This is a genomic window from Ruegeria sp. YTSA108 (assembly GCF_059610185.1).
The window spans coordinates 50,278-71,583 of sequence record NZ_JBXWND010000009.1; the positions used below are offsets into that span (position 1 = coordinate 50,278).

Annotated in this window: 24 protein-coding genes; 16 read left to right on the plus strand and 8 right to left on the minus strand. The window is 56.9% G+C overall.

What is annotated here, in order from left to right:
• The first annotated feature begins 29 nt into the window (after positions 1-29).
• The 9 genes from AC2FHW_RS13540 to AC2FHW_RS13580 are packed head-to-tail and all read left to right on the plus strand — an operon-like array spanning position 30 to position 7,570.
• Positions 30-542, plus strand: a complete 513-nt coding sequence (locus tag AC2FHW_RS13540) for a TRAP transporter small permease (RefSeq protein ID WP_142637701.1) — start codon at positions 30-32, stop codon at positions 540-542.
• Positions 543-554: 12 nt separating this feature from the next.
• The gene (locus tag AC2FHW_RS13545) at positions 555-1,883 is read left to right on the plus strand and encodes a TRAP transporter large permease (RefSeq protein ID WP_142637703.1); all 1,329 of its coding nucleotides are present in this window, start codon (positions 555-557) and stop codon (positions 1,881-1,883) included.
• 12 nt (positions 1,884-1,895) lie between these two features.
• Positions 1,896-3,203, plus strand: coding sequence for a histidinol dehydrogenase (gene hisD / locus AC2FHW_RS13550; protein WP_282027724.1), 1,308 nt, complete (start codon positions 1,896-1,898; stop codon positions 3,201-3,203).
• Positions 3,196-3,957 (plus strand): SDR family NAD(P)-dependent oxidoreductase, encoded by a 762-nt coding sequence (locus tag AC2FHW_RS13555; RefSeq protein WP_496822062.1) that lies wholly within the window; start codon positions 3,196-3,198, stop codon positions 3,955-3,957. Before hisD ends, AC2FHW_RS13555 begins: the two co-directional genes overlap by 8 nt.
• On the plus strand, positions 3,954-4,934 hold the full coding sequence (locus tag AC2FHW_RS13560; protein ID WP_496822064.1) for a zinc-dependent alcohol dehydrogenase: 981 nt from the start codon (positions 3,954-3,956) through the stop codon (positions 4,932-4,934). The genes AC2FHW_RS13555 and AC2FHW_RS13560 overlap by 4 nt, the downstream gene beginning before the upstream one ends.
• Before the next feature lie 33 nt (positions 4,935-4,967).
• Entirely contained in the window at positions 4,968-5,381 is a 414-nt protein-coding gene (locus AC2FHW_RS13565) for a universal stress protein (protein WP_496822066.1), read from the plus strand.
• Positions 5,382-5,421: 40 nt separating this feature from the next.
• Complete coding sequence (gene comD / locus AC2FHW_RS13570; RefSeq protein WP_496822068.1) at positions 5,422-5,928, plus strand: sulfopyruvate decarboxylase subunit alpha; 507 nt, start codon at positions 5,422-5,424, stop codon at positions 5,926-5,928.
• Positions 5,925-6,479: a sulfopyruvate decarboxylase subunit beta gene (gene comE / locus AC2FHW_RS13575; RefSeq protein ID WP_496701293.1), complete on the plus strand. Its 555-nt coding sequence runs from the start codon at positions 5,925-5,927 to the stop codon at positions 6,477-6,479. The genes comD and comE overlap by 4 nt, the downstream gene beginning before the upstream one ends.
• Positions 6,479-7,570 carry an alpha-hydroxy acid oxidase gene (locus AC2FHW_RS13580; RefSeq protein WP_496701291.1) on the plus strand — a complete coding sequence of 364 codons (1,092 nt, stop codon included), beginning with the start codon at positions 6,479-6,481 and terminating at the stop codon, positions 7,568-7,570. The genes comE and AC2FHW_RS13580 overlap by 1 nt, the downstream gene beginning before the upstream one ends.
• 228 nt (positions 7,571-7,798) lie before the next feature.
• Here the strand turns inward: AC2FHW_RS13580 and AC2FHW_RS13585 are convergent, their stop codons facing one another.
• Positions 7,799-8,677, minus strand: a complete 879-nt coding sequence (locus tag AC2FHW_RS13585; protein WP_271949944.1) for a LysR substrate-binding domain-containing protein — start codon at positions 8,675-8,677, stop codon at positions 7,799-7,801.
• Positions 8,678-8,775: 98 nt separating this feature from the next.
• Between AC2FHW_RS13585 and AC2FHW_RS13590 the strand changes: the two genes are divergently transcribed.
• The gene (locus AC2FHW_RS13590) at positions 8,776-9,480 is read left to right on the plus strand and encodes an SDR family oxidoreductase (RefSeq protein WP_142637939.1); all 705 of its coding nucleotides are present in this window, start codon (positions 8,776-8,778) and stop codon (positions 9,478-9,480) included.
• A gap of 24 nt (positions 9,481-9,504) precedes the next feature.
• Here AC2FHW_RS13590 and AC2FHW_RS13595 read toward each other — a convergent pair whose 3' ends face one another.
• From AC2FHW_RS13595 to AC2FHW_RS13610, 4 genes are read right to left on the minus strand one after another with little or no spacing between them, the layout of a single operon-like run.
• Positions 9,505-10,293 carry a heme ABC transporter ATP-binding protein gene (locus tag AC2FHW_RS13595; RefSeq protein WP_271949949.1) on the minus strand — a complete coding sequence of 263 codons (789 nt, stop codon included), beginning with the start codon at positions 10,291-10,293 and terminating at the stop codon, positions 9,505-9,507.
• Positions 10,294-10,296: 3 nt separating this feature from the next.
• Positions 10,297-11,373 carry a FecCD family ABC transporter permease gene (locus AC2FHW_RS13600; RefSeq protein WP_271949951.1) on the minus strand — a complete coding sequence of 359 codons (1,077 nt, stop codon included), beginning with the start codon at positions 11,371-11,373 and terminating at the stop codon, positions 10,297-10,299.
• Positions 11,370-12,236, minus strand: coding sequence for a heme/hemin ABC transporter substrate-binding protein (locus AC2FHW_RS13605; RefSeq protein ID WP_496678030.1), 867 nt, complete (start codon positions 12,234-12,236; stop codon positions 11,370-11,372). Before AC2FHW_RS13605 ends, AC2FHW_RS13600 begins: the two co-directional genes overlap by 4 nt.
• Positions 12,233-13,288, minus strand: a complete 1,056-nt coding sequence (locus tag AC2FHW_RS13610) for a hemin-degrading factor (RefSeq protein ID WP_496822094.1) — start codon at positions 13,286-13,288, stop codon at positions 12,233-12,235. Before AC2FHW_RS13610 ends, AC2FHW_RS13605 begins: the two co-directional genes overlap by 4 nt.
• Before the next feature lie 238 nt (positions 13,289-13,526).
• Between AC2FHW_RS13610 and AC2FHW_RS13615 the strand changes: the two genes are divergently transcribed.
• Genes AC2FHW_RS13615 through AC2FHW_RS13640 form a run of 6 tightly spaced genes read left to right on the plus strand, consistent with a single transcriptional unit; the run spans position 13,527 to position 18,268 of the window.
• On the plus strand, positions 13,527-15,557 hold the full coding sequence (locus tag AC2FHW_RS13615; RefSeq protein ID WP_496678024.1) for a TonB-dependent receptor domain-containing protein: 2,031 nt from the start codon (positions 13,527-13,529) through the stop codon (positions 15,555-15,557).
• 20 nt (positions 15,558-15,577) lie between these two features.
• Entirely contained in the window at positions 15,578-16,024 is a 447-nt protein-coding gene (locus tag AC2FHW_RS13620) for a hypothetical protein (protein WP_142637733.1), read from the plus strand.
• Positions 16,025-16,028: 4 nt separating this feature from the next.
• Positions 16,029-16,697 (plus strand): MotA/TolQ/ExbB proton channel family protein, encoded by a 669-nt coding sequence (locus AC2FHW_RS13625; RefSeq protein WP_271949958.1) that lies wholly within the window; start codon positions 16,029-16,031, stop codon positions 16,695-16,697.
• Between the two features lie 31 nt (positions 16,698-16,728).
• On the plus strand, positions 16,729-17,058 hold the full coding sequence (locus AC2FHW_RS13630; RefSeq protein WP_416383927.1) for a biopolymer transporter ExbD: 330 nt from the start codon (positions 16,729-16,731) through the stop codon (positions 17,056-17,058).
• Positions 17,058-17,450 (plus strand): ExbD/TolR family protein, encoded by a 393-nt coding sequence (locus tag AC2FHW_RS13635; RefSeq protein ID WP_271949962.1) that lies wholly within the window; start codon positions 17,058-17,060, stop codon positions 17,448-17,450. Before AC2FHW_RS13630 ends, AC2FHW_RS13635 begins: the two co-directional genes overlap by 1 nt.
• Positions 17,447-18,268: an energy transducer TonB gene (locus AC2FHW_RS13640; protein WP_271949964.1), complete on the plus strand. Its 822-nt coding sequence runs from the start codon at positions 17,447-17,449 to the stop codon at positions 18,266-18,268. Before AC2FHW_RS13635 ends, AC2FHW_RS13640 begins: the two co-directional genes overlap by 4 nt.
• Positions 18,269-18,334: 66 nt before the next feature.
• On the opposite strand, the gene AC2FHW_RS13645 is transcribed toward AC2FHW_RS13640, so the two are convergent.
• From AC2FHW_RS13645 to AC2FHW_RS13655, 3 genes are read right to left on the minus strand one after another with little or no spacing between them, the layout of a single operon-like run.
• Positions 18,335-19,069, minus strand: a complete 735-nt coding sequence (locus AC2FHW_RS13645) for an ATP-binding cassette domain-containing protein (RefSeq protein WP_271949965.1) — start codon at positions 19,067-19,069, stop codon at positions 18,335-18,337.
• The gene (locus AC2FHW_RS13650) at positions 19,066-20,277 is read right to left on the minus strand and encodes an alanine racemase (RefSeq protein WP_496822070.1); all 1,212 of its coding nucleotides are present in this window, start codon (positions 20,275-20,277) and stop codon (positions 19,066-19,068) included. Before AC2FHW_RS13650 ends, AC2FHW_RS13645 begins: the two co-directional genes overlap by 4 nt.
• A gap of 16 nt (positions 20,278-20,293) precedes the next feature.
• Positions 20,294-21,301, minus strand: coding sequence for an ABC transporter permease (locus AC2FHW_RS13655; RefSeq protein ID WP_271949969.1), 1,008 nt, complete (start codon positions 21,299-21,301; stop codon positions 20,294-20,296).
• Positions 21,302-21,306: the final 5 nt, after the last annotated feature.

Consider the following 21,306-nt stretch of genomic DNA (forward strand, 5'->3'; position numbering starts at 1 on the left):
TTTTGCTAGGCAAATCAGCAGGTTCTCACATGAGCTTTTTGCGCCGAATTGATAGAGACGCCGAGCGCTGGTTGCTTCTGGTCTTCTACGTGATGCTTGTCATCACCATGGCGATCGAGGTGCTGCGCCGGGAAATATTCTCTTTTTCCTCGATCTGGGGCGAAGAAATTGTGCGGTACTCCTTCATCTATCTCGCATGGATCGGTGCCGCCGCCGCAGTGAAAGAGCGCGCGCATATCCGTATCGACGTGCTGATGCACTACCTCGGGCCACGGGCAAAGGCGCTGCTGTATATCTTTGGCGACCTGGTGATGTTCGGTGTTGCTGTGATTGCCCTCTATTGGTCCTACGAAGCCGTGCATGTGTCAGCCAAATTCGGGTCGGTCACGGACGGGCTGCGCATTTCCAAAGTATGGTTCCTGATGGCGGTTCCATTGGGGTTCGGCCTGATCATATTGCGGCTGATTCAATCACTACTGCGCGACATCCATTCCCTCAGAACGGGCAAACCCGTTTTTGAGGGCGACACACTCTTTGATTGAGGGATGATTTGAATGCTTTGGCAAACCTTTGATCAAACCGTCGAGCTGGGTTGGGATTTCTATCTCCCCGTTATCATATTCGTCTCGCTGATTGCACTGGCGGTTCCGGTTTGGGCCGCCATCGGGACCTCGGCGATCCTGATGTTGGTCATGTCCGGCGACCTTCCCTTGAGCCTTGTTGGCGAAAAGCTGTTCACCGGCATTGACGCCTTCGCGCTGACCGCGGTGCCGCTGTTTATCCTGACAGGGGACGTGCTGGTCCGAACCGGGCTCAGTCGAAAATTCCTTGATGTTGCCGAGGCATTGACGTGTTTCACCAAGGGTGGTTTCGGGTCTGCGACGGTTCTTGTCTGTGGCATGTTCGCGGCCATTTCGGGATCGGACGCAGCTGGTGCGGCCGCGGTCGGACGTATGACTATCGCACGCTTGGTCGAAAGTGGCTATCCGCGCCCCTATGCCTGCGCTCTGGTGGCGGCGGGCGCCTGTACCGGCATTTTGATCCCACCGTCGATCGCCTATATCATCATCGGCCTTGTTCTGGGGATATCCGCATCGACCTTGTTCCTTGCGGCCTTGATCCCTGGGATCGCGATCCTGTTGTCGATCCTGATCACGAACCTGATCGTGAACCGCATCTACGCCTATGAAGGTGGCGGACAGATGACGATGGCCGAATGGTTGGGTAATCTGGGCCGTGCTCTAAAATCCGGTTGGTATGCGTTTATCGTGCCGGGCATCATCTTTTACGGCATATTCTCGGGCCGCCTGACACCAACAGAAGCGGGTGCAACGGCGGTCGTCGTGACAATCATCATGGGCTTTATTCTGCGGACGCTGTCCCTTGCGGATTTTCCCGCCATGCTGGTCAGTTCGGCAAAGGTGAACGGCGTCATCCTTCCCATAATCGCTTTCTCGGCTCCGCTGGCCGAAGCGCTGGCCATCATGGGTGTGCCGCAAGGTTTTGTGACATCGGTGACCGGGCTGACGGATGAACCATGGTTACTTATCCTGCTGATGATCGGAATCCTGATCGCCGCCGGTTGCGTTATGGAAACCACGCCGAATATCGTGATCCTTGCGCCTATCCTGAAACCACTCGCGGACAACATCGGCATGAACGAGATACAGTTCTGCATCATGATGATCACAGCTCTTGGCGTAGGCTTCATCACGCCGCCATTGGGGCTCAACCTGTTCGTGGTGTCTGGCATAACCGGGGAATCCATCCTCAAGATTGCCGCCCGTGCCGTTCCCTTTGTTCTTTGCATGTTCTTGGTTGTGTTGCTGATTGCTTATATGCCAGCGATTTCGACTACGTTCTTGCCCGAAATCTACAAGTAGGACCTCGCTAAGATGAAACGTGAATACCTGAAAAAAGCGACCCTAACCGCTAAATCGGATGCTTCCGAAGTCCACGAGACGGTCAGGACAATTCTGGCTGATATTGAGGCAGGCGGAGATGCAAAGGCTATGGAATACGCCGCCAAGTTCGATCGGTACGAGGGCAATGTCCTGTTGACCGCCGAAGAAATCGAGGCGGCAGGAGCGCTTGTGCCGGAGAGGCTGAAAGCGGACATCCGGTTTGCGCATGACAACGTCAAACGGTTTGCCGAGGCGCAAAAGGCCACAGTATCCGATGTCGAGGTTGAAATCGTACCGGGCATGATTGCAGGGCAAAAGGCTATCCCTGTTGATGCGGCGGGCTGTTATGTGCCCGGCGGTCGCTATAGCCACATTGCTTCGGCCATCATGACTGTGACAACGGCCAAAGTTGCAGGTTGTCGCCACATTACCGCCTGTTCGCCACCCCGTCCCGGTGTAGGAGTTGCCCCGGCCATCATTTATGCCGCGAACCTATGTGGTGCGGACAAGATTATGGCACTTGGTGGCGTTCAGGGTGTGGCTGCAATGACGTTCGGACTGTTTGGCCTGCCCAAGGCCAACATCCTCGTGGGCCCCGGCAATCAGTTTGTTGCAGAAGCCAAGCGCATTCTTTTTGGCCGTGTCGGGATCGACATGATCGCGGGCCCAACGGACAGTTTGATCCTTGCAGATGCAACAGCTGATCCGCATATCGTGGCAACGGATTTGGTAAGTCAGGCCGAACATGGCTACAATTCGCCTGTTTGGCTGGTCACAGATGACCGGGTGTTGGCCGAAAAGGTGATGGAGCTTGTGCCTGCCCTGATTGATGATCTGCCCGAGGTGAACCGCGACAACGCCTTTGCCGCTTGGCGTGACTATGCCGAAGTGATCGTTTGCTCAGATCGCGAAGAAATGGCAGTTTGCTCCGATGATTACGCACCCGAACACCTGACAGTGCAGGCCGAAGATCTGGATTGGTGGCTTGAGCGGCTCACATGTTACGGCTCGTTGTTCCTTGGGGAAGAGACAACCGTTTCCTATGGCGACAAGGCAACGGGCACCAACCATGTGCTGCCAACGTCAGGGGCCGCGAATTATACCGGCGGTTTGTCGGTCCATAAATACATGAAGATCGTCACTTGGCAGCGCGCCACACGCGAAGGTGCCAAGCAGGTGGCCGAAGCCACAGCGCGCATTTCCCGCCTTGAGGGGATGGAAGGGCACGCCCGTGCTGCGGATGTTCGTCTGGCCAAGTATTTCCCGGATGAAGCGTTCGACCTGACTGCAAATGGCTGATCCACGATCTCTGTTTGACCTGACTGGCCGCGTGGCCTGTGTAACCGGCGCCAGCTCCGGCCTCGGGCGGCGTGCGGTCATCGCACTGGCAAGTGCCGGGGCCCGCGTGGTGGGCGTAGCCCGGCGCGAGGACGCCCTGCAGCGCTTGCAAAACGAGGTCGGCGAAGATGTGGACTACGTTGCAGCGGATGTCGCCGACCGTGATGCACTCCCACACTTGGTAGAAGCGGTCAGCGCACCGTTCGGAGCGCCAGACATCATTGTGCACGCCGCTGGCATCAACACCCGTCAGACGGCGGATGACGTGACACCAGAAGGTTGGGATCAGACCGTGGCGCTAAACATCTCGGCTCCGTTTTTTCTGAGCCAGGCGTTGGTGCCCGCGATGAAGGCCAAGGGGTGGGGGCGGATCGTGAATTTTGCATCGCTCCAAACCACGCGCGCTTTTCCCGGTGGCATCGCCTATGGGACGACCAAGGCGGGCATTGCCCAACTGACCCGCGCTATGGCCGAGGCGTGGTCGACTTATGGCATCACAGCCAATGCGATTGGGCCTGGGTTTTTTCCGACAGAACTGACCGAGGCCGTCTTTGCCGATCCGAACCGAGCCACGCGCAATGCCGCCCAGACCTGCATCGGACGCAATGGCCGTTTGGAAGACATGGACGGCCCCATGCTGTTTCTCTGCTCGGACGCGTCCGGTTACGTGACCGGACAAACCCTGATGGTCGACGGAGGGTTCACAGCAAAATGAAAGCGTTGGTCTACGAAGGTGTCGAAACGCTTGGTGTGCGCGAAGTCCCCAACCCGACAGTCGGTCAGGGCCAGTCGCTGGTTCGTATCGAAGCCTCGGGCATCTGCGGATCGGACATGCATGCCTATCTTGGCCACGACGACAGGCGCCCTGCGCCCCTGATCCTTGGCCATGAGGCCGCAGGTGTGATTGAAGGCGGCGCCCGTGACGGCGAACGGGTCACGATCAACCCGCTGGTCAGTTGTGGCACCTGTCCCGCGTGTCAGACGGGCCGCGATAATCTGTGCCCGGACCGTATGATCATTTCCATGCCGCCGCGCGAAGGGGCTTTTGCCCAATATGTGGCAATGCAAGGCAGCAATCTTATCGCGGTGCCGGATCATGTTTCGTTGCAAAAGGCTGCACTGGCCGAACCTCTGGCCGTCAGTTGGCATTCCATACGGTTGGGGCTGATGGCGCTTGATCCGGGTGCCAGCCGCACGGCGCTTGTGCTGGGTGGCGGGGCCATTGGCCTTGCTGCGGCCCTTGCCCTCAAGGCACAAGGGGTCGATGACGTAACCGTTGCTGAACCAAGCGACAAGCGACGCACATTCCTGGAAGATCAATGCCTAGTGAAATCTGTACCCGCAGGGGCAGGGCAGTACGGCATCGTGGTCGACGCCGTCGGATACGCGGCAACACGCGCCGCAGCCTCTGCCATGGCTGAACCCGGGGGTGTCATCGTTCACATCGGTCTGGGTGAAGATACAGGCGGCCTCGATATCCGGCGGATGACCTTGCAAGAGGTGACGTTCATCGGAACCTATACCTACACGCCGCAGGACTTCCGGGATACCTGTGCGGCACTTTTCGATGGCGCGCTTGGCCCGCTGGATTGGGCGGAACATCGCAGCCTGAATGATGGACCGCAGGCGTTTGCCGATCTACGCTCGGGCGCGGTTGCGGCCCCCAAGATCATCCTCGACCCGTGGGCCTGACCCCTATGATCACCAACCAAATGGAGACACAGCATGTATCATAAAATCCTCGTCCCGATGGCGCTGGACCATGGCGTGTCGATCCATACGCTCGAGATCGCCAAAGCGCTGAGCGCGAAGGATGCCCAGATATTCGCCCTTCACGTCCATGAGGCGCCCCAAGGCTCGGTCAGTGCCTATCTGGACGAAGAAACGGTTGCCGCCGGGTTTGAAAAAGCGCGTGCTGATCTTGAGGGCAAATTGTCTGGACATCCCGGTGTCACGCCTGTGATTGTAAATGGACATTCGGCCCGCACTATCATCGACTATTCCGAGGCGCATGGCATCGACTGCATCGTGCTTGGATCCCACAAACCTGGTCTGAGAGATTATTTCCTGGGCTCCACAGCTGCTCGCGTCGTGCGGCACGCAGGCTGTGCCGTCCATGTGCATCGCGCGTCCTCTTGATGACGCTCTCCTCTCCTTTCAAGAAAGGCCCTTCTGCAACATGAACATAGACAAGAAGATCACCGATGATCTTGTCGCGAATGACATCTCATTCGTGACGACGGTGCCCTGCAAACAGCTTGCGGGCGTTATCGAGGAAATAGACCAACACCCCGATATCTTCCATATTCCGTCGAACAAGGAAGACGAGGGCATGGGCCTGTGTGCCGGTGCGTGGATGGGTGGAAAACGCCCTGCGATCATCATGCAGAACACAGCCATTGGGGTGACGATCAACACTCTTGCGACGTTGATCCAGTATTACCGGATGCCTCTGCCGATGTTGATCAGCTACCGCGGAGAGCTCCGCGAACCTGTGGCTTGCCAGGTGGAAATGGCGCTGCATACCAAGGCGCTGCTGGCGCAGATGAATATCCCCACCTACCACTTCCATCACCAGAAGGATGTGGAAGAGCTGGATATGATCCTGAAGTATACCTTTATGTGCAACAAACCCGTGGCAATCCTGACCGATGCCAATTTCTGGGGAGGCTATGGCGACCAATGATCCGTTCTGAAATCCTCAAGGAAATTGCACCTCAACTTCGTGATCAACTAGTGGTCTGCAACATTGGCATCCCCAGCCAAGAACTGCATGCCATCGACGATCAACCAACGAATTTCTACATGCTGGGCACGATGGGCCTTGCCTCGTCCATCGGGCTGGGTTTGGCGCTGGCGCAGCCTAAAACCGTGATCTCCATTGATGGCGACGGGTCGGTGTTGACCAATCTGGGCACCTTGCCAACCATTGGGAACAATATGCCCCCGAATTTCATCCTGATGGTCATCGACAACGGATCATATGGATCAACCGGTGATCAGCCGACCTATACAGGGCGCAAAACCGATCTGGCGGGCATGGCGCGTGCGGCCGGATGTGACAATGTCGTTGAAGTACAGGATGTTGATACCGGCAAAGCACTGCAAGAGGCGATGGACGCACAGGTCGGCACGGTCATGATCGTGAAATGCGACAGCGGAAATGCCAAGATGCCAGTCATTACAATGGACCCGGTGATCATCAAGGATCGCTTTATGAAAGCGGTGGCTGGTTGATGAACCGCGCCGCGCGAATTCATTCCAGTGAGGATGCGCGGCGTTTGGCCAAGGCACGTCTGCCTTGGATGGTGTTTGACTATATCGATGGGGCCGCAGGGTCAGAAACAGGGGCTGCGCGTAACCGCGCTGCTCTGGATGACATTTGCCTTGAACCCCGGATACTGAAAGATGTCAGCCATCGGTCTTTGGACATGCCGCTGTTTGGCAAGATTGCCAAGCGGCCCTTTGGCATTGCGCCGATGGGGATGTGCAACCTGTCCAGACCTGGTGCCGATCTGATGCTAGCGCGGTTGGCCGCACGCGAATCCGTGCCTTTGGGGGTCTCGACCGTGGCCTCAACCCCGCTGGAAAAAATGATCGAGGTTGCCGAAGGGCACGCGTGGTTCCAGCTTTATTTCAGCGGAGACGGGACGGGGTCGTTCAAACTGGCAAAGCGTGCGCAAGATGCCGGATACGAAACCCTGATCGTCACCGTCGACGTGCCCGAGGTTGGTCGCCGACCGCGTGAGTTGCGCCATGGTTTTACCATGCCATTCCGTATCGGACCCCGCCAATTTCTGGACTTTGCCCTGCACCCGCAATGGTCGCTTATGTCACTTGCCGCAGGTCGTCCGCAGATGGCAAATTTCGAGATGCCGGGCTTTGAGTTCGACCGCACCGAAAGCCGCGCGAGGGCGACTTGGACAACATTGAAGGCTCTGCGCGATTTGTGGCAAGGCAACCTGGTAGTAAAAGGCGTGACCAACGCCGAGGATGCGCTGCAGCTGAAATCCGAAGGCGTTGACGCCATTCAAGTGTCAAATCATGGCGCACGGCAACTTGAAAGCGCACCCGCTGCCGTTCACGCGCTGGGCCGGATACGAGACAGCGTTGGTGCGGATTTTCCGCTATTTTACGACAGTGGCTTACGATCTGGCGAAGATGTTCTGAAAGCCCTCGATCAGAGTGCAAATTACGTGTTCTTTGGCCGCGTATTGCAATTTGCCATCGCCGCGGCCGGCGAAGAAGGTTTGCATAGACTGTGGAATATCCTCAGCGAAGAGTTGTCCAGTGCACTTGCTCAGGTTGGTCGGACGAAACTGACCTGAAGCAACTGAACAAATGTGAATGCCGTCGGTAATGCCTCTAACGCACACGATCCGGATGCCGTTACGAACTATTTTGCCCCGGATGCTGTGTTCGACTACGCCAGCGGCTCGAGGTGTTTGCCCGCAGGTTCGAGAGCACTAAGACCCTGAATTGGGAAGCGTTGGGAAACCTAAGCAGCCCTTCATTTCAGACGCGCATGCGTGCGCTTTGCAGGAATCGAAAGCCGATCACGTTTCTTTCGCCGACCGCGATTTTAGCCAGTTTACGACTTGCATCACCGCGTGTTGGTTTGCGGCCGAACGCTCTATGAGGAGGTAAAAATCGCTACCACCGATGTCTCTTGCCGCACCAACCTCTACCAGGCGTCCTGCCTCAAGATCTCGGGAAACCATGAAACGGCTGACAAGGGCCACACCCTGTCGCGCGATGGCAGCGTCAACCGCAAGCGCTGTCTGGCTTAATCGAAGGCCGCGTTGCGATTTGTCACGAACCCCTAGGTCTGCAAGGTATCGCGGCCAAAGGTCATGCGTGTCATGAATTTTGGGCAGGTGTGCAAGGTCATCTGGTGTTAACGAATCGAATGCGTCGCTGATAAACTCGGGTGCGGCTACGGCAATCACCTCTTGTCTGAAAATAAGCGCCGCCCGAAGCGCGGCGCCAAACGGCGGCGATCCCTGCCGGACGGCAAGGTCGATCCCGTCGCTGTGAAAGCTGGAGACTTTTTCAGTGGCCATGATCCGCAAGTCGATTTCCGGATGGCTCTCTGCAAAGTCCGGCAGATTCGGGATCAACCATCTGGCAGCAAAAGTCGGGGTGACGCTTATTATAACCTTGTCCGGTTCCGGCTTTAGCTCGGCGGTTGCAGATCTAAGGCTCGCAAAGGCAACCGATATACGTGCGTGATAGCTACGGCCAACCGAGGTGAACTCCAATCCTTTGGGCACCCTTTCGAACAATGTGACTTCTAGGTGAGCTTCCAGCAGTCGCACCTGCTGCGCCACCGCCCCTTGTGTTACGCCCAACTCATCGGCAGCGGCGCGGAAACTGAGGCGGCGCCCAGAGACTTCGAATGCCCGTAAACCGTTGAGGGGAGGAAGATCAGCCATGAGACAATAGTATTTCTACTGTAATGAAACATCAAATCTCAATCGAATGACCCATCGAAACAGGATATTTTCGCAGAATACATAAGGGGAATCGTCAGATGGCAGTAGAAAAAGTAGCTTTGATTACCGCGGGCGGGAGTGGCATGGGGGCTGACGCGGCGCGCCGGCTTGCCAAAGATGGCTTCAAAGTCGGCATCCTCTCTTCTTCGGGTAAAGGCGAAGCACTCGGCGCCGAGCTGGGTGGTTTTGGCGTCACTGGTTCTAACCTCAGTGGTGACGATCTGACTGCTTTGGTCACGGGCGCGACGGAGCGTTGGGGCCGCGTCGATGTCTTGGTCAATTCCGCCGGTCATGGCCCGAAAGGGCCCGTATTAGAGATCGGTGACGATGACTGGCATCAAGGGATGGAGGTCTATTTGATGAATGTGATCCGCCCAACACGGCTGGTGACACCCTTGATGCAGCAACAGGGCAGGGGGGTGATTATCAACATCTCTACTTTCGCGGCGTTCGAGCCCGATCCGCTGTTTCCAACATCAGGCGTCTTCCGGGCAGGATTGGCCGCCTTTGCCAAACTCTATTCTGATAAATATGCCGCAGAGAATATTCGCATGAATAACATCCTGCCGGGTTTCATCGACAGCCTGCCCGAAACAGAAGACCGCAAAGCCCGGATTCCGATGGGGCGTTACGGTCATGCTGCGGAGGTCTCTTCGCTTGTCTCATGGCTGGCGTCTGAAGGCGGTGGCTATATGACGGGTCAAAACTTGCGCGTTGACGGGGGATTGACCCGCGCTGTCTGAGGCAACGTATCTGTTTGCACTACATCAAGCCTCAATGCATTTGTGCATTGCCTGAGGCAGTACAAAAGGAAGCGGGCCGGTCGGCACCATGCCGATCGGTAGGTTGATGCCGTAAACTTGCTGCATCAGGTCATCGGTGAGGGTATTTGAAGGTGTGCCAGAGCCCCAGACAGTGCCCTGTGACATCACGTAAACACAGTCCGCAAATAGCGCGGTGAGGTTCAGATCGTGCATCACCACCACCACACCTCCACCTTGGGCGGCAAAATCGCTTGCGATACCAAGGACCGTAAATTGATGCGCGATATCCAGGCTGGCAACCGGTTCGTCCAGTAAAAGCCAACTGGGATGATCGGCCCGTTGTGCCTGCCAGACCTGCGTCAAAACACGGGCTAACTGTATACGCTGCTGCTCACCCCCGGACAGGGTCTGGTAAGACCTCTGCTCGAACCCGGCTAAGTCGACATGTGCCAGGGCGGTAGTGACCGAACTGTCATCTTGTGCGGCCAACCCGTTTGCCAGCCCCAGTCTGACAATCTCGTGCACTTTGAAAGGAAAGGCCACGCTGGTCGATTGTGGCAGCACGCCCCGTTTTGCGGCCAGTTGCCAGGGCTTTAACTCTGAGATGTCGTGGCCATTCAGGGTGATGGTTCCGGTCGAGGCAATCTCTCCGGCCAATGCCTTTAGTAAGGTCGACTTGCCCGATCCGTTGGGCCCGATGATTGCGGTGACCTGACCGGGATCGGCCTTGAAATTCACGTCGTGCAAGATGTCCTTTCGGCCCAGGCTGACGCAGATGTTCTTACCTTGCATGATTTACATTCCCATAATGCCGTGGCGGCGCAGGAGGATCCAAAGAAAGACCGGTGCGCCGAGAATTGCCGTGACGATCCCGATTGGCAGTTCCGCCGGGGCCACCACGACCCGGCTGATCATGTCGGCGCAAAGCAGCAGACTGGCACCCAGCAGGGCGGAATTCATCAAAAGCCTGTGGTGGTCCGGCCCCGTTGCCAGACGTAGCAAATGGGGGACCACAATTCCGATGAATCCGATGCCGCCGGACACGGCAACAGCGGCCCCTGTTGCACCGGAAACTGCAAGAATGGCGATGTTCTTGCTGCGCTGAACCGGGATGCCCATGTGATGGGCCACCGCCTCTCCCATCGCCAGGCCGTTAAGCGCGCGAGCCAGAAATTGTGTGCTTGCAAGGGCAACCAAAATGATTGGCGCAGCCGAGGCGATTTTGGTCCAGGTTGCCCCAGCTAACGACCCCATTCCCCAGAACGTCAGGTCGCGTAATTGCTGATCATCGGCCATGTAGACCAGAACACCCGATGCGGCGCCGGATAAGGCACCTAATGCAATGCCGGCCAGTAGCATGGTTGCGACCGATGTCTGCCCCCCGCTGGTCGAGACACGGTATAGGATCAGAACAGACGCCCAGCCACCAAGAAAAGCAGCAATGGCCACTAACCCGTTTCCTGTCCAGACCAAAACCGACACTGGCAAGTGGCTGCCAAGGATGATGGCTGAAATTGCGCCCAGACCTGCACCCGCGCTGACGCCGACAATTCCGGGGTCCGCCAACGGGTTTCGGAAAAGCCCTTGCATGACCACCCCTGAAACAGCCAGTGCGGCACCGACCAGTATCCCCATTGCAAGCCGGGGCAAGCGAATGTCCCAAAGGACAATCCGATTCAGGTCAGACAAGGACCGCCCATTGATTATGTCAATCACCGCCATGTTTAACGACGCATCCGAAGCACCGACTGAAATGCTTGCGGCGCTGGTCAGGCCAAGCAATACCAGTAAGGCCAAGGTAACCCGCCGTGCGGTTGCTCGCCGATTGTACCCAAGTGCCTCGGCGCTCATATGATCCAACGCCAGCGTCATGAGCCACCTTCAGCCTGCAGGGCTGCTGACAGATCAGAAATGGCACTGGCGGTTCGAGGGCCAAACCCAAGCAGATATGCACCCTGCATGCGGATCAGCATCTTGTTCTGGCCCGCCGGGGTCAGCTTGACTGCGGGCAGTGAAAAGAGCGCGGCATCCTCGGTATTATTGTCACCCCGCCGATCCATCATAAGGATGACATCAGGCGCAGCCGACACCAGCGCTTCGGGCGTCATTGGCTTGTAACCTGACACTTTGGCGGCGGCATTTACACCGCCAGCCAATCGAATGATGCTGTCTGCTTGGGTATCCACACCTCCCACTGTGATCCGGTTATCCTGCACCGACAGAACAAACAGAACCCGTTTCGGGTTGGATCCTGCGGCACTACTAGCCGCCAATTCCGCCTGATTGATCTGGCGTATGGTTTGCGCTGCCAATCCCTCGGCAGCAACGTCAGTGCCCAGCACGGCCCCAACGGTTTGGATTTTTTCGACCACGCCTTCCAGAGAGAACTCATCCTTGATCGTGACGTATTGCACGCCCGCTTCCTGCAGAACCGCAATCGCCTCTGGTGGTCCTGAACCTTCAAGCGCCAGGACCAAGTCTGGTTCTACCGACAAAACGCCTTCGGGCGACAGCGCGCGTCGGTATCCGATATCGGGCAGGTTCATCGCTTCTGTCGGGTAGGTTGATGTTCGGTCGCGACCAACTAGCCTGTCTTGCTGACCCAGAGCGTAGACGATTTCAGTGATGGAACTGCCGATCGCGATGATCCGCTTTGGTTCGTCGTCCGCAGCCTGCGCGACCTGTGTACTTAGCAGCATAGCCAAGGCAGGCCAGATCACTCGCATCCTGTTCATGTCAGCGCGGCCTCGGGTTGTGGTTCAAGTTCGGCAACCAGCGCGTCCCAGACCGGGCGATGGTCGGTTTCGCCAGTGCGCAGACCGAATATCTGGAAGATCAGCCCACCTTCGGCATCGAACGCCTCGACAGAGACGGCGGGGCCGCGCTGCGTCGGTTTGGTGACAGCCCAGACCTCTGCAATATGGTCCGTCCTCAGATGCAAATTGAAACGCGGGTCTAGCACATTGAACCAGGGTCCCATCTGCTTGATCGTTCCGATACGGCCACCGTGAATTTCGATACATCCACGATTGCCAACAAAGATCATCACCTCAATCTCCTTGTCGCACACCTGTTCGAACATTGGTGATATTACCGACGGCGTCAGTTCCCTGACGAGCGGTTGGCCGGCGATGCGATAGGCCCCCAATCGGTTCATCTTGAGCTTTGAGGTCAAGCGCATGAACTGGTGGGTGTCCGTCATCTTGGCCCATTCCGCACGTAGGATTTCCGTCTTTTCGGGGTTGGACTTGGGCGCTTCGGTCGGTCGGCGCGGTTCTAAATCAAGAGTTTGCGATTGGTCCTCAGACGCAAGGGCGCTGACAAGCTTATCCCAATGGTCCAGATCCGATCCTTCGCGCAGGAATATCTTGTGCACCGCATCGCCTGCGGCATCAAAGACCTGAAGCGAGCGTTTCACACCGCTGTCGGTTTTGCGTTCGATCGCAAAGGCATGGACCCAGTGGCTGAGAAACATGCGCAAATCAATCTCATCCGTCAGAACCATCGAGGCATGCGCGCCCGAATGGTAATTGTCGTATTGTCCGACCTTTTCGATCACGCATGAGGAATTGCGCGTCAAAGCCATAACCTCTCCCAGACCGTTAAGCCTTGGAAAAAGGTCATCAAGTTTTGTCGTCAGCCGTGTAACGTCGTTCCCGGCGAAGGCAGCGACCAACTGCCCTTCGGTCAATCCAAGCGATTCTGCCAGATCGCGGTCACGTTTGCCGGTGTTTTGCGCATAGGCTGCACGAATTTGAGCCGGGGTGTTAGGCACCTGTTCCGTCATGGGTTTTCCCATCTTCGAGTTGATTTTCAGAGGTGCTGGCCCGGCAGCCGAATTGTTCGGGTGCCCGCTGGCGAGAGTCGGCGATGCGACGACGATTTATTGTTGACTGTTTTAGTAACCTTTATTAACGAGCACAAGTCGCCAAAAAAAGGCGGCTCCAAAAAACAATAAAACAGACTGACCAAAGCCAGCATGGCGCAAGCATTTCAGGTCCTCCTACTGTTTCGAAGGGACAGAGATGCGTGTGCAAATACGGAAGATAGCTTTGCTGGGAACGGCTTCGTGCCTCAGCATGATTGCGGCTGGCGCTATGGCGCAAGAACAAGACGATGGTTTCCTGGGCACCCTGATACTTGGGGAAAGCAAACGAGAGATTCAGACAGACACTGCCGTGCCGGTCACAAATATTGATCAGGAAGAGATCAACGACCGGCAGGCCAATACGGTTGCAGAGCTGATCGACTCGGTTCCGGGGGTAAGCCTGGTGAACGGCTCGACCCCTCAGGGATCGGGCATCAATATTCGCGGCTATGGTGCAAACGGCACGTTCGGAACCGACCAGAAGGTTCTGATCCTGGTCGATGGTGCCACAACGGGCGCGGAAGAGCTGTATCGGATCGGCAACCAGCTTTTTACTGACCCCCAGCTTTACAAAAGCGTCTCGGTCATTCGGGGCACTGTCGGGTCATTCGAATATGGGTCCGGGGTTGTTGGTGGTGTCGTTCAGCTGGAAACCAAGGACGCGTCAGATTTCACCGGTGGAGAGCCGGGTTTCCGTTTCCGTCAAACCTTTGAAGGGTATTCGAACGGCAACGGTTTTGCCTCGTCCTCGATCCTTGCGTGGCAGCCGAATACGCAAACGGAATTCCTGTTCAACTATACCTATCGGGATCAGGACGATCAGGAAGACGGCAATGGTGACGAGATCGGCAACAGCGCGTTCACGCTGCCGTCGCTTCTGGCTAAGGGCAAATACAGTTTCGGCAACGATCTCGAACATTCGTTCACCGCATCCTACAACCAGTCCACATCTGAAGAGCGCGACGTCCCTTATGACTCGTTTGGCACCACGTCGGATGCCTTTGGTAATGTAGACCGTGATATCGAAACAAAGATCGGTATCCTGCGGTATCAATATCAACCCACTGGAAATGATCTGGTCGATCTGGATGTGAACCTCAGCTATTCTGAGCAGGCGATCGAAAGCAGCTATGTTTCCGGGTCTTCCAGCCTTGAAGGCACGCCATTCTTCCCCGGCATTCAGGCCCTGGCAGATGCCACACATAACTATGAAACGACAAAGCTGACGATCAAGAACACGTCGTATTTCCAGACCGGCATCGCCTCGCATGATCTGCGGGCTGGGATTGAATTCATCAACCGCGAACGGTTGGACGCGGCATCGGCCCCGGGTGGAACCGACCGTCGATTTGCCCTGTTTGCTGTGGACGATGTGCAGATCGGTGACAATCTGACGATTACCCCCGCGGTGCGATATGAGACGCAGGACATCGACGGTGATGACGCCGCCGCGGCCCCGTTCAACGAAAGCTATGACAACAACGCGCTTATGGGCGGGTTGTCGGCGCGGTACGCGTTCAACAGCGGTTTCGCGATCTTTGGTGGTGCGGCCTACACGGAAAGCCTGCCGATCATCGATGATCTGGGCACGCCGCTTTACATGACGCAACCCGAGAGATCCCGCACGTGGGAAGCTGGTTTTTCCTATGATCGCGGTGACGTGTTTGCCGAGGGCGACGTGATCCGCGCCAAGGTCAATTTCTATCAAACGACCCTGTGGGATATCACCTCCTACGTCTCTGGCACCCCGTCTCAACCCCTGTCCGAAGTGGAAACAAAAGGCGCCGAAATCGAAGCCTCTTACGCCAATGCTGGTGGGTTCTACGTCGATTTCAACTCGAACATCGTGACGGGTACGGAAACCAGCGCCACCGGCGATGACTCGCGTTGGCGGAATGAGCCGTCGGATTCCGCGCGCCTGACATTGGGCAAGCGGTTCGGTCAGACGTTGGACGTCAGCTGGGAAATCTTCGGTGCCCGGGCCGGAACGGACTCGAGCGGGGACGCGACCGCGGGATACGGAGTAAACTCTCTGCGTGCGACCTACATGCCGCAAGAGGGTGTGTTTGAAGGCTTTGAGCTGCGCGCCGGTATCGAGAACATCCTTGATAAGGACTACCGCCCGAACCTATCGACCCGCAATTCGACGGGCCGGACCTTCAAGCTCGGCCTGGCCAAAACCTTCTGATCCCAAGGAAAGGACCCGTTATGCGAAGTGCGGCAGCAAACAAAGCCAGCGCTGTCCTGTCGACCCTGCTCTCAGTCTTGGGGGCAGGGATCGCCAGCGCAGAAGACGTGCCCAAGACTGGCGGCGTATCAATCGAACTCAGCTCTGCCGAAGCAAGGGGGCAAAACTGTCTGCTCAGCTTTGTCGCCGAAAATATGCATGAGGTTGACATCAACGGTGCGGTCTATGAAACCGTCCTGTTTGGCAAAAACGGTGCGGTCGCGTTAATTACCCTGCTGGATTTCGAAGAACTGCCCGCAGGCCGCCCACGGGTCAGGCAGTTTCAATTCACCGACATGGCCTGTGACCAGATCAGCCGGATTCTGTTCAACGGCGTGCAGGAATGCGTGACCCAGAGCGGTAACAAAGATGCCTGCATGAATGGCCTCAGTCTAAAAAGCCGCCTTGAAACTGAGATGATAGGATAAAGCCATGTCCGAAATGCTGCAAAAACTGATGGAAATCCTGCAATTAGGGGGCCCGGTGGTGGCGATCCTGATAGCAGCCTCAATCGCGACCCTCGCCTTGGTCTTTTACAAAATCTGGCAATACAAAGCGGCGGGGGTCGGCCGTCACGTCGAATTGTCCAGGGCGATCGACGCATGGGACCGAGAAGACCCCACGGCCGCCAGAACATACCTGAACAAAAGCCGTAGTTACCTGGCGCCGGTGATCGCAATGGCATTGTCCGGGAATGATCGCACCTTGTCCGAGCGGGTCGATGCCGAGGCTGAGACGCAATTTGCTCAGCTGGAACAGGGCCTCAATGTACTGGACATCGTATCTCAACTTGCGCCCCTGCTCGGATTGTTCGGCACGGTGCTGGGCATGATCGAAGCTTTCCAGACTCTGCAGGGGGCGGGCAACGCCGTTGACCCGTCGCTGCTGGCTGGGGGCATCTGGGTGGCGCTGATGACAACAGCAGCGGGGCTGGCCGTAGCCATGCCGACGTCACTGATCCTGACCTGGTTTGAGGCCCGCGTGAACCGAGAACGCGTCTTTACCAACCGTGCGCTCAGAACAATATTTGCCCCCGGCCATGCCGAGGAGGCCGAGCAAACGGCAGGGGCCGCGATTACGGCACTGGCACATGGCGCTTGAGGTTCAAAGAAAGCGGCGCAAACGCCTGTCGATGACATCGCTCATAGATGTCATCTTTTTGCTGCTGTTGTTTTTCATGCTGACATCCACATTCTCGAAATTCGCCGAGATTCAGTTTTCGACGGCCTCTGTCGGCGGCGCGGAGCCAGACCAAGCCATCCGGTTTATTAAACTGGATGCAGACCGAATTCTGGTCGATGGTGCGCCTGTACCATTGGCGCAGGTGGCTCCAATGCTGCTCGACGCCAAATCCCAAATCGCGCTCATCAGCCTGGGTCCGAGGGCAACCTCTCAGCAGCTGATTGATCTGTTCATCGTGCTGGCACCTGTCGAAAACCTGCGCACTCAGGTTTTGGGCTGATGCAGTTGAAATCGAAGCCCAGACAAAGCCGAGAGCCAACCATCGCGCTGATCAATGTCGTGTTCCTGATGCTTATATTCTTCATGATCGCGGGCACCCTTACGCCGCCGCTCAACGGATCAGTTCAGCTTGTCGAAACGATGGATCTGGAGGGGCGCGAGCCACCTGATGCATTGGTTATACGTGCGGATGGCACACTTGAATATCGCGGGGCAGAGCTGACCAATGCTGCGGCCTATGTAGAGCGGGCGGCTGTTGATCTGCCCCTTGATGCGGTTCGGATCGTGCCGGATCGATCCTTGCCTGCGGTTGCGCTCAAACAGATCAGCGCTGACTTGCGCGGGTTGGGTGCAAGTCAGGTTTATGTCGTGACCGAAAGGGGATTACGGTGATAACCAAATCCCGCGCGGTGGTTGTGATTTCTGTCGCATTGGCCGTAGCGACACATGGCCTTGCGCTTTTGGATTATTCGACCGCCGAACAGGTGCAGGTCGAAGGTGGCGGAGAGGAGAGCGCCGCCGCGCTGGGATCTGTATTCAAGGACTTCGTCGCCGGAACAAATGCACCAGCACCGGCCAGCACGCGCAAGAAACCGGCAGCACCTCATCGGTTGCAACCCAAGGCCCGCCCTGTCAAGCAGCAGCGCACTACGTCGCCGCAAACTCTCAGCCCGGTTGTGAGCAGCGCTACGGCCGCGACCGCTGTTGCGCCAAGCCCTCTCAGGCCTCAGGACGCTGAAACACCGAACAGACAGGGTGATGCTGCTTCGGTGTCGCCGACCGAGGATGCCAAGCCGCCGGAACCGAAGAAACAGGCAAGCAATCAAACTGCCACCGCGCATGGCAACGCGAAACAATCGGGGAAAAAAGGCGACGCCACCGGGAAAACCACGAAAGGCGCGGCAAAGGTTGTTACATCCACGTCAGCGCTGACCGCATCCGGCAATGCCGACGCCAGCAACTACGCCGGACAGATTAAACGCAAGATTATCCGCGCCCGGAGAAAGAGCGCCAATATTCGAGGTGCCGCGTTGGTGGCCTTTCGAATAGCTGAGAACGGGACATTGCAGGCGGTAGGAATAGTACGCAGTTCAGGATCAAAGCGGTTGGATCAGATCGCCCTTGCCCAGGTGAAAGCGGCTGCACCCTTCCCGCCACCTCCGGCAGGGGTGAGACGAGATTATACTTTCGAAATCATCGGGCAGCGATAGGTGCCATATCCGATCGAGCCAAAGGGCCCCTTCGTAAAGATGGGGACACGGCTGCGCTTTGCGCCATCAACTATGAACACCGGTGATCATGGCGACAATTTCGTTCTTGTCGGTCTCGGCAGTTGTCCTGACGCCTATCTGTTCACCCCGGCGTAAAATACAGATGCGGTCGGCAAGACGAAAAACCTGATCCAGGGAATGGCTGATGATCAAGATTGCCAGATTGCGATCCTTAAGTGACGCGACAAGGTCCTCAACCTTCGCAGTCTCTGCAACGCCAAGTGCTGCAGTGGGTTCATCCAGAAGGATCAATTTGCTGGCCCAATGGGTTGCTCGCGCGATAGCAATGCCCTGTCTTTGGCCTCCGCTCAAATCACGTATGGCTGCGCGCTCAGAGGGGATGCGCACGTCAAGCTGATCAACAAGGCTTTGGGTTTCGGCACGCATGCGTGCTTTATCCAGCAGTCCAAAGGGTTTGCGCGTCAGTTCGCGGCCCAGAAACATGTTCATATAAACCGGCTGTTCGTCAGCCAATGCGAGGTCCTGATAGACCACCTCAATACCATGTGATCGAGCCGCGCTTGCATCCGAAAAACCGACTTCTTCGCCGTCAAGCGCGATCTCACCGCTGGTTGGTCGATGCACGCCAGAGATGATCTTGACGAGCGTGGATTTACCCGCGCCATTATCACCGACCAGAGCCACGATTTCACCGGGGTAGAGGTCCAGTGAAAAATTCTGGATCGCGACCACTCCGCCAAAAGATTTGTGGATTTGCTTGAGGGAAAGAACCGGAGTCATTGCGCAAAGGCTCCCGGCCAGCTGACGTGGTCGCCAAAGCCGTTTTCGATTGAGGTAAGCTCTGGCATTCCGCTGTCTACGCCTTTTATCCCGGCAACCAAAGCGCGGGTCACAAAGGCCTGCCCACGGAAACCGAAGACAACCGTGTCGCCTGGTGCGGGGTTTTGATCGCTGTCGCTGTCGATCATGGCGTAGTAATCTATTGCGGAATAATCAGGAATTTCGACATTTCGCAGGGCTGACCGGCTGATTGTCGGGCTGCTGCTGACCAGCGCCCGAACCTGGTATTTCGGGAAAACCGGATCGATATAGAGCCCGCCGCCAAAGCAATAGGCTTTCCCGCCGTGATGGTGCGAGACCTCGGAAAGGTAAAGTACGGCGGGATCCTCAGGAAGGTCTTCTACCGCATGGAGAGGCGTCGTGCCATGTAGGCCATTGCCCGGTTCAACCTGCGTGGCCCCGGCTTCGGCTAATGCTGGAAGAACAGCTGAAGATGTCGTTCCGGGGGCATTGATTTCGATCTCCGTACGCCCAGCACGCGCCAGAGCTTCTGCAGCCATGTTGAGCGTGTGGAGGTTTGGGGTCGGCACAACCTTGCGGGTATCCTGGTCGAAAAGCAGGGCGGGAAAGGTTGTAATGCCTGCAAAGCGCCCGCCCTGCAGCGCATCCAAACTGTCGGCCACCGCCAGGATATCATTCGCGTCAAATCCTCCCTCGTGGCCACGATAGAACGTATCCCCTTCGGTCTGGATGCGCGCCATCAGTGCCTGTTCTCTCTCGGCCCGAGCCGAGGCGTCTGCCGCCTCTTTTGCCTTGTTGTCCGAGAATACCGTCCAATAGTCCGGGCGTAGTTTGGCTGCGGCGAAGAAAGCTTCTTGGCGGGGTACCTGTACAAGGTGACCCAAATGACCTGTCCTTAAGCCAGCGCGGTCACATGCCAAGGCGCAGGCCATATCCACGGCGACGGACCGGCTGATGCCACCGCGCATGACCGCCTGACAAAAGCCGGAATGGCGGCCCACCTGTTTGGTCATGGCAAAAGTTGTAAGGCCATGCCCACGGGCCACATCAGAGAAAAGGCGCGCGTTGCGTTCGACGACATCCAGGTCAAGCACATAGGCGTTTGCGGGGATCTTCCCTTGTTGATGCAAGGCCATGGCGGCCTCGATGAACTTGGGGTTGCGACGTATGAGAAGATCAAGAAACATTGGGTTGCTCCGGTGTCTATCGGCGGATTTCGCGGAGTGAAATTGCTACGGCGATCAGTATGATCAGCCCGCGTACGATCATCTGGTCCGAGACCTGAAGCCCCATCAGGATCAGCCCGTTATTCAGCATTCCCATCATGAGCGAGCCCAAAAGCGCACCTATTATGGATCCCTTGCCGCCATTAAGCGCAGTGCCACCTACGATGACAGCGGCAATGACCGTCATCAGGTCGCTTTCGCCCATTGTATATTTGGCGGCTTGAATACGCCCGGCATAGAGCAAACCAGCCAGCCCAGCGGTTGCACCGCACAAGGTTAGAACCATCAGCCGGATACGGGGAACCCTGATGCCAGAGACTTGGGCTGCGCGGGCATTGTCTCCAACGGCCAGAACGTGTGCGCCAAAACGTGTGTGTCGGTAGATGACATGGCCAATCAGCACTGCAATCACGGTCCAGATAACAAGTGAAGGTACACCAAACAGCTTGCCCGAGCCGAAGACCCCGGTGAAAGTCCCGTTAACGACAGGAATGGATCGCAGATCGGTCATCGAACGCGCAATTCCGGCAAATAAACCCATGGTGGCCAAGGTCACCAGAAATGATGGCAACCGCAGATAGGCCACCAATGCACCATTGAACGCGCCGATCAGAATGCCTGCGCCAAGCCCCGCTGCGACACCCAGGATCATTGGGCCGTTCTGCATCGCAACAGCTGCCGAGAGGGCTGCAACAGCTACGACAGAGCCAAAACTCAGGTCGATCTCTCCGGCTGACAGGGCAAAGACCAATCCGATGGCCATGATCGTGGCCGGGGCTGTCTGAAGGACGATATTTGTCAGATTCCGACTGGTCAGAAACCCGTCATCGTAGAGAGTGATCCCAAAAAACAGAAAGATCGCAAGAAAGCCGAAATAAATGACGCAGCGCTGTAGATCCAAGTCGCGCATACGTTGAAAAGCCTGTTCCATGGATGCCTCTGGGAATATCCGGTTGCGGCAGGTCGCCAGAGGCGACCTGCCCATCAGGT

Bases quoted from the DNA above. Each gene is read 5' to 3' on its own strand.
- AC2FHW_RS13545 (WP_142637703.1), top strand. From the start codon at position 555: ATGCTTTGGCAAACCTTTGATCAAACCGTCGAGCTGGGTTGGGATTTC.
- comD (WP_496822068.1), top strand. From the start codon at position 5,422: ATGAACATAGACAAGAAGATCACCGATGATCTTGTCGCGAATGACATC.
- AC2FHW_RS13625 (WP_271949958.1), top strand. From the start codon at position 16,029: ATGTCCGAAATGCTGCAAAAACTGATGGAAATCCTGCAATTAGGGGGC.
- AC2FHW_RS13565 (WP_496822066.1), top strand. From the start codon at position 4,968: ATGTATCATAAAATCCTCGTCCCGATGGCGCTGGACCATGGCGTGTCG.
- hisD (WP_282027724.1), top strand. From the start codon at position 1,896: ATGAAACGTGAATACCTGAAAAAAGCGACCCTAACCGCTAAATCGGAT.
- AC2FHW_RS13600 (WP_271949951.1), bottom strand. From the start codon at position 11,373: ATGACGCTGGCGTTGGATCATATGAGCGCCGAGGCACTTGGGTACAAT.
- AC2FHW_RS13595 (WP_271949949.1), bottom strand. From the start codon at position 10,293: ATGCAAGGTAAGAACATCTGCGTCAGCCTGGGCCGAAAGGACATCTTG.
- AC2FHW_RS13645 (WP_271949965.1), bottom strand. From the start codon at position 19,069: ATGACTCCGGTTCTTTCCCTCAAGCAAATCCACAAATCTTTTGGCGGA.
- AC2FHW_RS13560 (WP_496822064.1), top strand. From the start codon at position 3,954: ATGAAAGCGTTGGTCTACGAAGGTGTCGAAACGCTTGGTGTGCGCGAA.
- AC2FHW_RS13650 (WP_496822070.1), bottom strand. From the start codon at position 20,277: ATGTTTCTTGATCTTCTCATACGTCGCAACCCCAAGTTCATCGAGGCC.
- AC2FHW_RS13605 (WP_496678030.1), bottom strand. From the start codon at position 12,236: ATGAACAGGATGCGAGTGATCTGGCCTGCCTTGGCTATGCTGCTAAGT.
- comE (WP_496701293.1), top strand. From the start codon at position 5,925: ATGATCCGTTCTGAAATCCTCAAGGAAATTGCACCTCAACTTCGTGAT.
- AC2FHW_RS13620 (WP_142637733.1), top strand. From the start codon at position 15,578: ATGCGAAGTGCGGCAGCAAACAAAGCCAGCGCTGTCCTGTCGACCCTG.
- AC2FHW_RS13630 (WP_416383927.1), top strand. From the start codon at position 16,729: ATGACATCGCTCATAGATGTCATCTTTTTGCTGCTGTTGTTTTTCATG.
- AC2FHW_RS13590 (WP_142637939.1), top strand. From the start codon at position 8,776: ATGGCAGTAGAAAAAGTAGCTTTGATTACCGCGGGCGGGAGTGGCATG.
- AC2FHW_RS13655 (WP_271949969.1), bottom strand. From the start codon at position 21,301: ATGGGCAGGTCGCCTCTGGCGACCTGCCGCAACCGGATATTCCCAGAG.
- AC2FHW_RS13615 (WP_496678024.1), top strand. From the start codon at position 13,527: ATGCGTGTGCAAATACGGAAGATAGCTTTGCTGGGAACGGCTTCGTGC.
- AC2FHW_RS13610 (WP_496822094.1), bottom strand. From the start codon at position 13,288: ATGACGGAACAGGTGCCTAACACCCCGGCTCAAATTCGTGCAGCCTAT.
- AC2FHW_RS13580 (WP_496701291.1), top strand. From the start codon at position 6,479: ATGAACCGCGCCGCGCGAATTCATTCCAGTGAGGATGCGCGGCGTTTG.
- AC2FHW_RS13555 (WP_496822062.1), top strand. From the start codon at position 3,196: ATGGCTGATCCACGATCTCTGTTTGACCTGACTGGCCGCGTGGCCTGT.
- AC2FHW_RS13540 (WP_142637701.1), top strand. From the start codon at position 30: ATGAGCTTTTTGCGCCGAATTGATAGAGACGCCGAGCGCTGGTTGCTT.
- AC2FHW_RS13585 (WP_271949944.1), bottom strand. From the start codon at position 8,677: ATGGCTGATCTTCCTCCCCTCAACGGTTTACGGGCATTCGAAGTCTCT.
- AC2FHW_RS13635 (WP_271949962.1), top strand. From the start codon at position 17,058: ATGCAGTTGAAATCGAAGCCCAGACAAAGCCGAGAGCCAACCATCGCG.